This window comes from Streptomyces sp. NPDC029041 (assembly GCF_040637515.1).
Classification (GTDB): domain Bacteria; phylum Actinomycetota; class Actinomycetes; order Streptomycetales; family Streptomycetaceae; genus Streptomyces.
The window spans coordinates 480,761-495,834 of record NZ_JBEZWO010000004.1 but is presented as its reverse complement, the minus strand read 5'-3'; the positions used below and the strand labels follow the sequence as shown (position 1 = coordinate 495,834).

General features: G+C 71.5%; 10 protein-coding genes. 7 read left to right on the top strand and 3 right to left on the bottom strand.

What is annotated here, in order from left to right; all coding sequences use genetic code 11:
• Positions 1-2: 2 nt before the first annotated feature.
• Positions 3-884: a mycothiol conjugate amidase Mca gene (gene mca, locus AB0F04_RS12605; RefSeq protein ID WP_362040571.1), complete on the top strand. Its 882-nt coding sequence runs from the start codon at positions 3-5 to the stop codon at positions 882-884.
• Positions 877-1,176 (top strand): hypothetical protein, encoded by a 300-nt coding sequence (locus tag AB0F04_RS12600; RefSeq protein WP_362040569.1) that lies wholly within the window; start codon positions 877-879, stop codon positions 1,174-1,176. Before mca ends, AB0F04_RS12600 begins: the two co-directional genes overlap by 8 nt.
• A gap of 87 nt (positions 1,177-1,263) precedes the next feature.
• On the opposite strand, the gene AB0F04_RS12595 is transcribed toward AB0F04_RS12600, so the two are convergent.
• Positions 1,264-4,464, bottom strand: a complete 3,201-nt coding sequence (locus AB0F04_RS12595; protein WP_362040566.1) for a tetratricopeptide repeat protein — start codon at positions 4,462-4,464, stop codon at positions 1,264-1,266.
• Between the two features lie 169 nt (positions 4,465-4,633).
• Here AB0F04_RS12595 and AB0F04_RS12590 point away from each other — a divergent pair, with 169 nt between their 5' ends.
• The 5 genes from AB0F04_RS12590 (at position 4,634) to AB0F04_RS12570 (ending at position 13,335) form a co-directional block, all read left to right on the top strand.
• On the top strand, positions 4,634-6,670 hold the full coding sequence (locus AB0F04_RS12590; protein ID WP_362040564.1) for a thioredoxin domain-containing protein: 2,037 nt from the start codon (positions 4,634-4,636) through the stop codon (positions 6,668-6,670).
• A gap of 146 nt (positions 6,671-6,816) precedes the next feature.
• A complete protein-coding gene (locus AB0F04_RS12585; protein WP_362040562.1) occupies positions 6,817-8,100 on the top strand; it encodes a glycosyltransferase in 1,284 nt (427 codons plus the stop codon).
• The gene (locus AB0F04_RS12580) at positions 8,097-9,746 is read left to right on the top strand and encodes a phospholipid carrier-dependent glycosyltransferase (RefSeq protein WP_362040560.1); all 1,650 of its coding nucleotides are present in this window, start codon (positions 8,097-8,099) and stop codon (positions 9,744-9,746) included. Before AB0F04_RS12585 ends, AB0F04_RS12580 begins: the two co-directional genes overlap by 4 nt.
• Positions 9,743-10,936, top strand: a complete 1,194-nt coding sequence (locus AB0F04_RS12575) for a glycosyltransferase family 2 protein (protein WP_362040558.1) — start codon at positions 9,743-9,745, stop codon at positions 10,934-10,936. The genes AB0F04_RS12580 and AB0F04_RS12575 overlap by 4 nt, the downstream gene beginning before the upstream one ends.
• On the top strand, positions 10,933-13,335 hold the full coding sequence (locus tag AB0F04_RS12570; RefSeq protein ID WP_362040556.1) for a galactose oxidase-like domain-containing protein: 2,403 nt from the start codon (positions 10,933-10,935) through the stop codon (positions 13,333-13,335). The genes AB0F04_RS12575 and AB0F04_RS12570 overlap by 4 nt, the downstream gene beginning before the upstream one ends.
• A gap of 88 nt (positions 13,336-13,423) precedes the next feature.
• On the opposite strand, the gene AB0F04_RS12565 is transcribed toward AB0F04_RS12570, so the two are convergent.
• Positions 13,424-14,155 (bottom strand): Mut7-C RNAse domain-containing protein, encoded by a 732-nt coding sequence (locus AB0F04_RS12565; RefSeq protein ID WP_362040554.1) that lies wholly within the window; start codon positions 14,153-14,155, stop codon positions 13,424-13,426.
• Positions 14,156-14,318: 163 nt separating this feature from the next.
• Positions 14,319-15,029: a hemolysin III family protein gene (locus AB0F04_RS12560; protein ID WP_362040552.1), complete on the bottom strand. Its 711-nt coding sequence runs from the start codon at positions 15,027-15,029 to the stop codon at positions 14,319-14,321.
• Positions 15,030-15,074: the final 45 nt, after the last annotated feature.

Here is a 15,074-nt window from a genome sequence, read left to right as displayed (position 1 = left end):
TCTTGACTGACCAGTTGCGACTGATGGCCGTTCACGCCCACCCCGACGACGAGTCGAGCAAGGGCGCCGCGACCATGGCGAAGTACGTGTCCGAGGGGGTGGACGTGCTGGTCGTGACCTGCACGGGCGGGGAACGCGGCTCCATCCTCAATCCGAAGCTCCAGGGCGACGCGTACATCGAGGAGCACATCCACGAGGTACGCAAGAAGGAGATGGACGAGGCCCGGGAGATCCTGGGCGTCAAGCAGGAGTGGCTCGGCTTCGTCGACTCGGGCCTGCCCGAGGGTGACCCGCTGCCGCCGCTGCCGGAGGGCTGCTTCGCCCTGGAGGACGTGGACCACGCGGCCGGCGAGCTGGTGCGCAAGATCCGCGCCTTCCGGCCGCAGGTGATCACCACCTACGACGAGAACGGCGGCTACCCGCACCCCGACCACATCATGACCCACAAGATCTCCATGGTGGCGTTCGAGTCGGCCGCGGACACCGAGAAGTACCCGGAGGCCGAGTACGGCCCCGCCTACCAGCCGCAGAAGCTCTACTACAACCAGGGCTTCAACCGCCCCCGCACCGAGGCCCTGCACCAGGCGATGCTCGACCGCGGCCTGGAGTCGCCCTACGGGGACTGGCTCAAGCGCTGGGAAGAGTTCGGCATGAAGCAGCGCACCCTCACCACGCACATCCCGTGCGCCGAGTTCTTCGAGATCCGCGACAAGGCCCTGATCGCCCACGCCACGCAGATCGACCCGGACGGCGGCTGGTTCAAGGTGCCCATGGAGATCCAGCAGGAGGTCTGGCCGACGGAGGAGTACGAGCTGGCGAAGGCCCTCGTCGATACCTCCCTCCCCGAGGACGACCTCTTTGCCGGCATCCGCGACAATGCCTGACATGAGCGCAAGCGCAAGCCTGGCAATGACGCACCTCGTCTCCTTCGCCAAGGAGGTCGACGAGGACAAGGTCACCCCCGGCGTCCTCGGCTTCATCGTCTTCGCGGCGATGGCCCTGGCGGTGTGGGCCCTGATGAAGTCCATGAGCCGGCACATGAACCGGGTCGACTTCACCCAGGTCCCGGACCCCGAGGCCGAGCAGCCGGAGCAGTCGGCGGCAAAGCCGCCCCGGACGGAAGGTGAAGCCGCGGAAGCGGAGCCCTCCGGCCAGGGTGGCAAGAAGCAGGGCTGACGCCCCCACCGGGGGACGCCACCCGTCGGTGGCCGGCAGGGACCGCCGCCGACGGGGCTGCCCAGTGCCTGCCGGTGCGCTTCAGGGCTACGCGGCCGGCTCCACGGCCACCCCCATCACCTCCCGCGCATGCCGGTTCGGCACCATGCCCAGGCGCCAGGCCTGCCAGCCCGCCTCCAGGGTGATGCCCCGCTCCAGCAGCAGCGCGTACGCGTCGAGGTAGTCGTCCAGCTTGCCGTCACGCAGGCCGTGGCTCGTACGGGACAGCTGCGCCAGTTCCTCCTGCGCCACCGCCGTACCCACCTCCATGCCGCCCGGGGCCGCGTAGGGCAGGAGCGTGCAGCGCAGGAAACGGGCCCAGTCCTCGCCCCGGCGGTCGCCGTAGGACGCGAAGAGCTCCACCGCCTCGTCGCACAGCGCCAGCGCCTGCTGGGTGCGGGCGTTGCCCGCGTCCACGACCACCAGCTCCAGACACGTCCAGGCCTCCCCGTGGGCGACGCCGATGCGCTGGAAGTCGGCCCGGGCGTCGACGAGCAGCTGGCGGGCGAAGCCCGAGTTGCGCAGGGAGCCCGTCTGGGCCGCCCGCTGGTCCCGGGTGACGCGCGCCGAGTGGTGGCGCGCGCAGGCCAGCCCGTAGACGTCCCGCATACGGGAGAACATCGTGCGGGCCCGCTCCAGCTCACGGACCGCCTGGTCGAGGTCGCCCGTCTCCTCCAGGGCCTGGCCCAGGTAGTACAGCGTCCAGGCCTCGCCGCGCGCGTCCTCGTTGTCGCGGTGGCGCGCGGCCGCCCCGCGCAGCTCCTCCACCGCCGGGGACGCGTCCCCCGCCACCAGCAGCGCCCGGGCCAGCTGGGTCAGCGCCCAGGCCTCACCGCGGGCGTCACGGGTGCGCCCGTACAGCCCCAGGGCCGCCCGCAGCTCGGCCTCGGCCCGCGGGACGTCCCCCATGCGCAGCGCCAGCTGACCGAGCTGGAAGTGCGCCCACGCCTGGCCGTGCACGGACTCACCCGCGCGATGCAGCACCAGGGACTCGGTCAGCAGCTCCAGCGCCTCTCCCACCCGGGCACGGTCCCGCTCGACGGCCGCCAGGGCGTGCATCGTCCAGGCCCGGTCCGTCGCCAGCTCGGGCGAGGCCTGCAGCGCCAGGGCCTCGCGGAGCTTCTCCGACGCCTCCGTCAGATTGCCCTGGTGGTGCAGGGTGATGCCGAGCGAGCACAGGGCCCGGGCGGCACCGGCGTCGTGATGGGCGTCCCGGTACAGGTCCACGACCGACGCGAGGGTCGTGCGGGCCTTGTCCAGCTCGCCCAGCTGCCGTGCCGCGATACCCGTGCGCCACTGCACCGAGCGGACCAGCAGCCCCTCGTCCACCGCCTGCGCCAGCTCACTGATCTCACCCAGCCGGTACAGGTCGCCCCGCAGCAGGCAGTAGTCGCACAGCGCGCCCAGCAGGTTCAGCACCGCCGCCTGGTCCACGCCCTCCGCGTGCCGCAGCGCCGCCGTGATGAAGCTCGACTCGTCGTCCAGCCAGCGCAGCGCCTCGTCCAGGGAGGTGAAGCCGTACGGGCTGAAGCGGTTGGTGCGGGTCGACATGTTGCCGTCGACCATCCGCAGCACCGAGTCGGCCAGCTCGGCGTAGTTCACGATCAGCCGCTCCTGCGCCGCCGTGCGCTCGGCCGGCTCCTCCTCGTCGAGGAGGCGGGCCTGGGCGAAGGAACGGACCAGGTCGTGCAGCCGGTAACGGTCGCCCCGGACGTGGTCGATCAGACCGGCCCGGGTCAGCACCTGCAGATGCCGCTTGGCCTCCGCCTCGTCCGTGGCCAGCAGCGCGGCGGCCGCCGCGGCACCCAGCGAGGCCCGCCCGGCCAGAGCCAGCCGGCGCAGCAACCGCCGTACGGTCTCCGACTGGTCCGTGTAACGCAGCCACAGGGCGCGTTCGACCGGCTCGACCGGTCCGTAGGCGTCGAGGTCCGTCGCCAGCGCCCGCGGGGAACGCGGGCCGAGACCCGAGCCCGCGATGCGCAGCGCCAGCGGCAGCCCGCCGCACAGCTCCCGGACCCGCTCCGCGGCCTCCGCGTCGTACGGCCCGGAACGGTCCTGCGCCGCCGCGCCCAGCAGCTCTTCCGCACCGGCGGCGTCCAGCGGCTCCACGGCCAGCCGGTGCACCCGCGCGGGCAGGCCCTCCAGCTCCAGCGGGCCCCGCGCGGTCACCAGCACCAGGCTGTCGGACCGCTCCGGGACCAGCGCGCGGATCTGCTCCGCGTCCGAGGCGTCGTCGAGGACGACGGTGACCGGCAGGCCCGTCAGATGCTGGTGATACAGCTCGCTCAGCCGCTTGACCTGCTGGTCCGGCGAGGAGCGCTCACGGAACAGCAACTGCTCACGGGGCGCGCCGAGCCGGTTCAGCAGATGCAGCAGGGCGTCACGGGTGGACAACGGGGCCCCGGCCGGCCCCTCGGCGCGCAGGTCGACCACGCAGGCGCCGCGGAAGTAGTCCTTCAGATCGTGCGTGGCGTGCACCGCGAGCGTCGTCCGGCCGCTGCCGGACGGGCCGTGCAGCACGACCACGGTCGGCTGCGTCTCCGTGCTCGCGCGGGCCGCCTGCACCCACTGCCGGATCTGCGCCAGCTCCTGCCGCCGCCCCGCGAACGGCGCCACCGGTTCCGGGAGCTGCCCGAACGACTGCTCCAGCACGTTGCGCCCGCGCGCCGCCGCGCTCTTGTCCGCGCCCCGCAGCCGCGGGCCGCCCGTCTTCTTCGGCCCGGTCGAGGCCGCCAGCACCCGCTGCTGGTCCAGGAACGGCCGGATGCCCCGCACCTCCAGCGCCGTCAGCCACTGCAGCCGCAACTGCTCCGGCCCGCCCGGCTGGCTCACGGCCCCGGCCCGGCGGTGCGCGGCCGGCAGATGCGACCCGACCACCTTCACCACCGTCGCCGCGGCCCCCACGACCCCCACCGTCACACCCGCCCCGAGAGCGGTCCCGGTCCCCGTGCCCAGCGCCATGTCCGCGACGACCGCCGCGAGGGCCGCGACCCCGGCCACCAGCAGCGGCGTCCCGGCGCCCTCCCGGGCGTAGCGCTGCCCGAAGGTCAGCTGACCGGCCGCCGCCTCGTCCAGGGCGCGCGTGTAGGCCTCGTACTCCTCGGACGCGCTCCGCGCCATCACGTCGAGCGCCCCGCGCGCCCGTGCGAGCAGCACCTTCCCGTCGGTGCGGCCGCCCGAGCGCCGCACCTCCTCCTCCACGGCCCGCCCCAGCAGCCGCTCGGCCTCCGCCCGATGAGCGTCCCGCATGTCACGTCCCCCTCCGGCGGCAACTCCTGTGCGTACGAGTGTCCTTGGTGCGAGGCGCGAGCGCGAGGGGGCGACGATCAACGGTTGCGGTCCGGTGACCTTCGAGCCGCCCCTGGCGCGAGGGGGCGCGTTCCGTGGCCGGGTGGCCGTTGTGAGGCAGGATGGAAGCATGCCGAACCGACTGGCTCATGAAACGTCCCCGTACCTGCTCCAGCACGCCGACAACCCCGTCGACTGGTGGCCCTGGTCGGAAGAGGCTTTCGAAGAGGCCCGGAAGCGGAACGTGCCCGTGCTGCTCAGCGTCGGATACAGCAGCTGTCACTGGTGCCATGTCATGGCGCACGAGTCCTTCGAGGACCAGGAGACCGCCGAGTACCTCAACGCGCACTACGTGAGCGTGAAGGTCGACCGCGAAGAGCGCCCCGACGTCGACGCCGTCTACATGGAGGCCGTGCAGGCGGCGACCGGGCAGGGTGGCTGGCCCATGACCGTCTTCCTCACCCCGGACGCCGAGCCGTTCTACTTCGGTACGTACTTCCCGCCCGCTCCCCGCCAGGGCATGCCCTCCTTCCGGCAGGTGCTCCAGGGCGTGCACCAGGCGTGGGACGAGCGGCGGGACGAGGTGACCGAGGTCGCCACGAAGATCGTCCGGGATCTGGCCGGGCGGGAGATCTCCTACGGTGACGCGCGGACGCCGGGCGAGGAGGAGCTCGCGCAGGCGCTGCTCGGGCTCACCCGGGAGTACGACCCGCAGCGCGGCGGTTTCGGCGGGGCGCCGAAGTTCCCGCCGTCGATGGTGCTGGAGTTCCTGCTGAGGCACCATGCGCGGACCGGCGCCGAGGGCGCTCTGCAGATGGCGCAGGACACCTGCGAGCGTATGGCCCGGGGCGGGATCTACGACCAGCTCGGGGGCGGCTTCGCCCGCTACTCCGTCGACCGTGACTGGGTCGTGCCGCACTTCGAGAAGATGCTGTACGACAACGCCCTGCTGTGCCGGGTGTACGCCCATCTGTGGCGCTCCACCGGCTCGGAGCTCGCGCGGCGCGTCGCCCTGGAGACCGCCGACTTCATGGTGCGTGAACTGCGCACGGCCGAGGGCGGTTTCGCCTCCGCGCTGGACGCCGACAGCGACGACGGCACGGGCAAGCACGTCGAGGGCGCGTACTACGTGTGGACGCCGGAGCAGTTGCGGGAGGTCCTCGGCGAGCAGGACGCCGAGTCGGCGGCGCGGCACTTCGGGGTGACCGAGGAGGGGACCTTCGAGGAGGGCGCGTCCGTCCTCCAACTGCCCGTGCGGGACGACGGTCTCGTCGACGCGGAGAAGGTCGCCTCCGTCCGGGAGCGGCTGTTCGCGGCGAGGTCGCAGCGGCCCGCGCCGGGCCGGGACGACAAGGTCGTCGCCGCCTGGAACGGCCTCGCGATCGCCGCGCTCGCCGAGACCGGTGCCTACTTCGACCGGCCGGACCTGGTCGAGGCCGCCGTCGCCGCGGCCGACCTCCTCGTCCGGCTGCACCTGGACGAGCAGGCCCGGCTCACCCGCACCAGCAAGGACGGCCACGCCGGTGCCAACGCCGGTGTCCTGGAGGACTACGCGGACGTGGCGGAGGGCTTCCTCGCGCTCGCCTCCGTCACCGGGGAGGGCGTCTGGCTGGAGCTCGCCGGGTTCCTCCTCGATCACGTCGTGGTCCGTTTCACCGACCCCGAGTCGGGTGCGCTGTACGACACCGCGGCCGACGCCGAGCGGCTGATCCGCCGCCCGCAGGACCCGACCGACAATGCCGCGCCGTCCGGCTGGAGCGCGGCGGCCGGTGCCCTGCTCGGGTACGCCGCGCACACCGGCTCCGAGCCGCACCGCGCGGCCGCGGAGAAGGCTCTCGGTGTCGTCAGGGCGCTCGGTCCGCGGGTGCCGCGTTTCATCGGCTGGGGGCTCGCGGTCGCGGAAGCCGTGCTGGACGGTCCGCGGGAAGTGGCGGTCGTGGGTCCGTCGCTGGACGACGAGGGCACGAGGTCCCTGCACCGCACGGCACTTCTGGGGACCGCGCCGGGTGCCGTCGTGGCCGTCGGTGTGCCGGAGAGCGAGGAGTTCCCGCTGCTCAGCGGCCGTCCCCTGGTCGGCGGTGAACCGGCGGCGTATGTCTGCCGTAACTTCACGTGTGACGCGCCGACAACGGAAGTTGACCGGTTGCGTGCGGTGCTGAGCGACTGAAGTCGGGAATCAACGGAAACTCGCTCTTTATCTGAACAGCCCCCGGGCTTCACAGTTCCCCCCTAATCTCTGCACAGTGACGTGACGGGAGGGGCCGCACCGGCACACCGTCACGACCGGGGGCTCTTGGATCTGGGGGGATCTGCTTGCTGACGTCTGTCTTCATCGCTGCCGTTTCGCTTGCCCTGTTCTGGATGGCGGCGTTCACCCTGTGGTGGCAGATGCACGCCTGGCGCACGCCGGAAGTGCTCGCCTCCACCCGGTTCAGCAGTCCGGACGGGGACGAGCACGTCTCCTTCTCGCTGCTGCTGCCCGCCCGGCACGAACAGGCGGTGCTGGACCACACGATCCAGCGGCTGCTGGAGTCGAGCCACACCGACTTCGAGATCATCGTGATCGTCGGGCACGACGACCCGGAGACCACCGCCGTGGCCGAGACGGCCGCCGCGCGTGACCCGCGGGTCCGGGTCGTCGTCGACACGCACGAGAAGAAGAACAAGCCGAAGGCCATGAACACGGCGCTGCCGCACTGCCGCGGCGACGTCGTCGGCGTCTTCGACGCGGAGGACCAGGTCCACCCCGAGCTCCTCGCCCACGTCGACCACGCCTTCCTCACCACCGGCGCGGACGTCGTCCAGGGCGGGGTGCAGCTGATCAACTTCCACTCCAGCTGGTACAGCTTGCGCAACTGCCTGGAGTACTTCTTCTGGTTCCGCTCGCGGCTCCATCTGCATGCGCAGAAAGGATTCATCCCGCTCGGCGGGAACACCGTCTTCGTCCGCACGGACGTCCTCAGGCAAGCCGGCGGCTGGGACCCGAACTGCCTCGCCGAGGACTGCGACCTGGGCGTGCGGCTGTCCAGCGTCGGCAAGAAGGTCGTCGTCGCCTACGACTCCGACATGGTGACCCGCGAGGAGACCCCGGGCTCGCTGATGTCCCTGCTGAAGCAGCGCACCCGCTGGAACCAGGGCTTTTTGCAGGTGTACCGGAAGAAGGACTGGAAGCAACTGCCCACCCTCGAGCAGCGGCTGCTCGCCCGCTACACCCTGATGACCCCGTTCATGCAGGCCTTCACCGGCCTGATCATCCCGCTCAACGTGGCGATCGCCCTGTTCCTGGACGTGCCCGTCGGCATCGCCTTCATCACCTTCCTGCCGGCCGTCACCGCCCTGGTCACCTTCGTCTTCGAGATCGTCGGACTGCACGACTTCGGCAGGCAGTACGGGCTGCGGGTCCGCTTCGCGCACTACCTGAAGCTGATCCTGGGCGGCCCCTTCTATCAGGTCCTGCTCGCCGGTGCGGCCGTGCGGGCCGTGTGGCGTGAGCAACGCGGCCGCAACGACTGGGAGTTGACGACCCACGTCGGCGCGCACCTCGACGAGCACGCCGTCGCCCGCCAGGACGCGACCCGAGAGGACGTTCCCGCGTGACCTCCACCCTTCCCGCGGCGGCCACGGCGACGGTCCCCGCGCAGCGCCGGCCCGCGCCCCGAACCGCTGCGCACCGCCGCGTGGAGCCGCCTCGCCGGCTGCGCTCCTCCAGGCCCGACCTGATCCTGTGCGGCGTCCTCCTCGTGGCGATCCTCGTCGTGCAGGGCTGGAACATCGCCGACTACCCGGCCCTCAGCGACGACGAGGGCACCTATCTCGCCCAGGCCTGGTCGGTCCAGCAGGGCGACGGACTCGCCCACTACACCTACTGGTACGACCATCCGCCCCTCGGCTGGATCCAGATCGCCCTGCTGACCTGGATCCCCGCGCTGATCAGCCCCGAGTCGATGACGGTGGGCACCATGCGCGCCGCGATGCTGGTGATCAGCGGCATCAGCGCGGTCCTGGTCTTCGTGCTGGGCCGGCGCCTCGCCCTGCCCCGCTGGGCGGCCGCGCTCGGCATGGTGTTCTTCGCGCTCTCGCCGCTGTCGGTCGTGCTCCAGCGGGAGATCTTCCTCGACAACCTCGCGGTGATGTGGACGCTGCTGGCCTTCACCCTGGCCGCCTCCCCGAGCCGCCACCTCTGGCACCACTTCGGTGCGGGCATCGCGGCCGCGACGGCCGTGCTCACCAAGGAGACGATGCTCGTCGTCCTGCCCGCGCTGTTCCTCACCATGTGGCGCCACAGCCACAGGGACACCCGCAAGTTCGCCCTCACCGGAGCCGTCACGGCGTGCGCCCTGATCGGCTTCTCTTACCCGCTGTTCGCCCTGCTCAAGGGCGAGTTGCTGCCGGGCGCCGGGCACGTGTCCCTCTGGGACGGCGTCAAGTACCAGATGACCAGGCCCGGTTCGGGCTTCATCCTCGACCAGGGCTCAGGATCCTGGGGCGTGCTCCAGTCCTGGCTGTACTACGACAGGATCCTGCCGCTCGGAGGCCTCGCGGGCGCGCTGCTCCTGCTCGTCACCTGGCGCTGGTCGGTCACCGCCCGCGCCCTGGCCGGACCGGCCCTGGCCGTGGCGATCTTCGCCGCGCTGGCCCTGCGCCCCAACGGCTACCTGCCCGCGATGTACGTCATCCAGGCCCTGCCGTTCCTGGCGCTGGTCCTCGCCGGAGGCACCGCGTCGGTCGCCCACGCCGTGCTGAGCCGCTGGCGCTCCGAGGCGGAGAAACGGTACGTCAGCGCGGGCCGGTACGCCCTCGCCGGCGTCCTCGCGCTCGCCGCCGGCGCCTACGTCGTCCCCCACTGGTACGACGGCGCCCGCACGGCCGTCACCACCGACGCCAACGCCCCCTACCAGGCCGCCTCCAGGTGGCTGGCCACGGAGGTCGAGGACCCGGAGCGCACCCGGGTGCTGGTCGACGACGCGCTCTGGCTGGACCTGGTGCACCAGGGCTACCGGCCCGGCCTCGGCGTCATCTGGTTCTACAAGGCCGACCTGGACCCGGCGGTGACGAAGACGATGCCGCGCGGCTGGAAGGACCTCGACTACGTCGTCGCCTCGCCGACCGTACGACGCGACGCGGCCGACCTGCCCAACGTCAAGGCCGCCATGGAGCACTCCGAGCCGGTCGCCACCTTCGGCACCGGCGAGGACCGCATCGAGATCCGCCAGATCCAGACGTCCGCCGGAGGCGCGCGATGAGCCAGGAGTCCACCGTCCCCGGCGAGGTCGTCGAGACCGCCGAGATCCCCGAGCCGGGCGCCGTCACCATCGTCGTACCGACGTTCAACGAGTCGGCGAACGTACGGCAGTTGCTGCGCCAGATCACCGAGGCCGTCCCGGCCCGGCTGCCCTGCGAGGTCGTCTTCGTGGACGACTCCACCGACGACACGCCCGAGGTCATCGAGAAGGCGGCGCAGGACTGCCCCTTCCCCGTCACCGTGCTGCACCGCGAGGAGCCGGTGGGCGGCCTCGGCGGCGCCGTCGTCGAGGGCATGAAGGCGGCCACGTCGGACTGGATCGTCGTCATGGACGGCGACTGCCAGCACCCGCCGTCCCTCGTGCCCGACCTGGTCGCCACCGGCGAGCGGGCGAACGCCGGGCTGGTCGTCGCCTCCCGGTACATCAAGGGCGGCAGCCGGGCCGGACTCGCGGGCAGCTACCGCGTGTTCGTCTCGCGCGGGGCGACCTGGCTGACCAAGGCGCTGTTCCCGCGCCGGCTGCACGGCATCAGCGATCCGATGAGCGGCTTCTTCGCGATCCGCCGCAGCGCGGTCACGGCGGAGGTCCTCCAGCCGCTCGGCTACAAGATCCTCCTCGAACTCGCCGTCCGCAGCCGTCCGCGCACGGTCACCGAGGTGCCCTTCGTCTTCCAGGACCGGTTCGCCGGGGAGTCCAAGTCGACCGCCCAGGAGGGCTTCCGTTTCCTGCGCCACCTGGCCGGGCTGCGCACCGCCTCCCCGGTCGCGCGCATGGTCGGGTTCGGCCTGATCGGGCTGACGGGCTTCCTGCCGAACCTGGTCGGCCTGTGGGCGCTGACCGCCGCCGGCATGCACTACGTACCGGCGGAGATCCTCGCCAACCAGCTCGGCGTCGCCTGGAACTTCCTGCTCATCGAGCACCTGCTGTTCCGCGAGCGGCGCCGGCACCGGCGCTGGTGGGACCGGGCCGGTCGGTTCGCGCTGCTCGCCAACGCCGACCTGGTGCTGCGCATCCCGCTGATCGCCCTGTTCGTGCACCAGCTCGACCTGGGCGTGCTGTCCGCCACCGCGCTCGCGCTGGTGACGACGTTCGTCCTGCGCTTCGCCGGGACCGAAGCGCTGGTCTACCTGCCGCGCCGGGGCCTTGGGACGCCCGCGCGCGGGAGCCGCACCGCGAGGAGAACCACGTGAACCTTCGTCGCAGAACGACCGCACTCCTGTCCGTCGCGGGCCTCACCTCGGGCCTGCTCCTGTCCGCACCCCAGTCCGCCTCCGCCGCCAACCTCATCAAGAACCCCGGCTTCGAGACCGCCGGCACCGACGGCATGCCCTACTGCTGGGAGAAGTCCGGCTGGGGCGACAACGACTTCACCTTCACCACCACCTCCGACGCCCACACCGGCTCTCAGGCCATGAAGGTCGAGCTGACCCGCCGGGTCGACGGCGACCGCAAGGCGCTGATCACCGAGTCCGCCGCGTGCGCGCCGGTGGTGACGCCGGGCAAGCAGTACGACCTCGGCCTCTGGTACAAGACGACGACCCCGGACGCGGCGATCACCCTGTTCCGGCACGACACGACGGCCGGCTGGCAGTACTGGACCGACCTCAAGACACTGGACCTCGCCGGGACCTGGACCGAGACCACCGTCCGCACCCCCGAGGTCCCGGCCGGCACCGACCGCATCACCTGGGGCGTCTCCGTCTACGGCACCGGCTCGGCCACCACCGACGACTACAGGATGGACCAGGTGCCCGACCCGGTCCTGCCGCCCGCGTGCACCGGCACGGCCGAGAGCTGCGCGAACGGCAAGTGGGACGTGCTGCCCACGCGGAACCCCGTCCGCTCCATGCACTCGGTCGTCCTGAACAACGGCAAGGTGCTGCTGATCGCGGGCTCCGGCAACGACGAGTCGATGTTCAAGGCGGGCACCTTCACCTCGGCGGTGTACGACCCGCAGAAGGGCACCTACAAGGTCATCCCCACGCCGAAGGACATGTTCTGCGCCGGCCACGTACAGCTCCAGGACGGGCGCGTGCTGGTGATGAGCGGCAACCAGGCGTACCCGGTGCCGGGCGGGCACGGCTACGAGGGCTACAAGGACTCGTACGTCTTCGACCCGAAGACCGAGACGTACACCAAGACCAACGACATGAACGACGGCCACTGGTACCCGTCGGCGACGATCCTCGGCAACGGTGACGTCATCTCCTTCGGCGGGCTGCGCGAGGACTCCACCGGCTCGGTCACCGCAGAGCTGTTCTCCGAGGCGGAGCAGCGGTGGCAGCCGCTGTGGAAGGTCAACCAGACCTGGTCGTACTGGGGTCTGTACCCGTCGATGATCCTCATGCAGGACGGCCGCCTCTTCTACTCGGGCAGCCACGTCTTCGGCAACAACATCCCGGGCACGGGCTCGGCGATCTACGACTACGGCGCCAACACCACCACCCAGGTCCCGGGCCTGCGCAACAAGGACGAGCGCGACCAGTCGGTCAGCGTGCTGCTGCCTCCGGCGCAGGACCAGAAGGTCCTCACCTTCGGCGGCGGCAACATCGACTCCAACCCGGACGCGAACCGCCTGACCGACATCATCGACCTCAAGCAGCCCGACCCCGCCTACGTGGCCGGGCCGCCGATCCCGCAGGGCACGGTCGACCTGGGCAACGGGCCGGTCCCGCAGACCGGGAACCAGGGCAAGATGTACGCCTCCGCGGTGCTGCTGCCCGACGGCAGGGTGCTGGAGACGGGCGGCGCCCTGCACAACCGCGCCGACCCCGTCTACGAGACGTCGATCTTCGACCCCGCGTCGGAGACCTTCGACCCGGTCGCCGTCGACCCCGAGGCACGCGGCTACCACTCCTCGGCGTTCCTGCTCCCGGACGGCCGGGTGATGACGACCGGCGACAACCCGGGCAACGGCACCTGGAACCACGACGTGTCGGTCTACAGCCCGCCCTACCTCTTCAAGGGCCCGCGCCCGGCGATCACTTCCGTCATCGACACCGAGTGGAACTACGGCGACACCCAGCGGATCACCGTCGACCGGCCCATCGCCAAGGCCGAGCTGATCCGCCCGGCCGCCGTCACGCACTCCTCGGACCCGAACCAGCGGTTCGTCGACCTGCCGCTGTCCGTCGACGGCAACAACGTCGACCTGAACGTGACGAGCAACCCCAACCTGGCCCCGCCCGGCTGGTACATGCTCTTCGCGGTCGACGCGAACGGGGTGCCGTCGGTGGCGAAATGGGTGCACCTCCAGGGCCCGCAGGCGCTCAAGGCGACCGACGCCTCGGCCCATGTCCACGACTTCGCGGACGCGCCCACGGGCAAGGTGGCCGGGCCCGGAAAGAAGCGGGCGTCCCAGAAGGTCAGCCCGACGATCTCCGGCTGCGACCGCCACTACGGCTCGATCAACGTCTGCGTGCCGACCAACTTCCCGGCGGAGGTGAAGAAGACGACGGCGGCCCGCTGCGCCTGGCTCAAGACGAACGACTACGGCCGCCTGAAGATCAACGGCAAGGACGACCCCCTGGGCCTGGACAGGAACAGGGACGGAATCGCCTGCGGCAAGGGGGACGTGACCAGGCGTTGAGAGCACCATCGAGCAGCGCGCCCTCAGGGGCGCGGGGAACTGCGCGGCCGGCCACGACGGTCCCGCAGTTCCCCGCGGCGCTGAAGAATCAACGGCGCTGTGCGCGGAGCGCAAGCGCCTGCTCCACGATGGCCTCCAGCTGCTCGTGGTGCGCGCCCTTCCAATAGGCCCGCCCACACGCGCCGCACCGCGCGAACACGTCGTACGTCGCATGCGTACCGTGCTTCAGCTGATCGGCGACCTCGTCCTTGCTCGCCGTGCGCAGCATCCCGTTGCAGGCCGTGCACCGCGTCCACGGCAGCAATTCGGGCCGGAACCGTTCCAGCACGTCACGCAGCTGCTCCTCGGGCCGCGTGCTGTACACGAACGCCCCCGCCCACAGCTCGCGCCGCCGCAGCAGCCCCCGGTCACGGCTCAGCATCACCCGCTGCTCGGCCGCCGAACGCGCCGCGAGCGCGGGGTCGCCGATGTCCCTCGACTCGTAGGCCGTGTCCACACCGAGCAGGCGCAGCCGGCGGGCCAGCGTGCCGAGGTGCACGTCGAGGAGGAAGCGCAGGGGAGCACCCGGCACCTGCTGGGGGCGGGCGACGGCCCGCACCGTCACCGACTCGCCGGCCGTCGGGACGTGCGCGAAGGGCACCTCACGGCCGTCCACGAGCAGCACGCCGACCTCGGTCAGCGGCACGCCCAGTGACTCGACGACATGGCCGAGGCTGGAGACGCCGTCCGTGGTGGCCCGCACGCTGCCCGACTGCCGGGCCCGGGGCACGAACACGTGCAGCTCGGGGGCGAACTCGACCTGGATCTCGGGACCGTTCACCCGGTCAGGATGCCACGGCGCACCGCGGCGGCCTCAGGGTTTTCGTCGGCGGGCCGGGCTGTGGTGCGGGGGCCGTCAGGGAGGTCATGGTCCGCCATCGGCGTGGTGCGGGCACGCGAGAGGCCACGGCCGTGAGCCGTGGCCTGGAGGGGAGAGGGCGCGCTCAGTGCTGGTAGGCCACCAGCGAGATCCCCACGTAGTGCGTGATGAAGGCCGCCAGGGTGAACGAGTGGAACACCTCGTGGAAGCCGAACCAGCGCGGTGACGGGTTGGGCCGCTTGATCCCGTAGACCACGCCGCCCGCGCTGTAGAGCAGGCCGCCGACGATGACCAGGACCAGGACGGCTATGCCGCCGGTCCGCATGAAGTCCGGCAGGTAGAAGACGGCCGCCCAGCCCATCGCGATGTAGCAGGGCGTGTAGAGCCAGCGCGGGGCGCCGACCCAGAAGACGCGGAAGAGGATGCCGGCCGCGGCGGCGGCCCAGATGCCCCACAGCAGCCACTGACCCTTGGCTCCGGGCAGGAGCAGCATGGTCAGCGGCGTGTAGGTGCCCGCGATGATCAGGAAGATGTTGGCGTGGTCCAGCCGGCGCAGGACGCCGTCCATGCGCGGGCTCCAGTCGCCCCGGTGGTACAGCGCGCTCACGCCGAACAGCAGGCACGCCGTGAGCGCGTAGATACCGCAGGCGATGCGCCCTCTGGAGGAGTCGGCCAGGGCCGTGAGCACGAGGCCCGCGATCAGAACGGCCGGGAACATGCCGAGATGCAGCCACCCGCGCAGCTTCGGCTTCACCGGGTGCGGCAGGGAGAGCGCCTGCGGACCGTGGCCGTCGGCCGCCGAGTCCGTGGGCGCGTCGGGGACGAACGCAGTCATGGGCGAATGGTAGCTACGGAGCCGTAAGTCACGTATCAGAGCCGC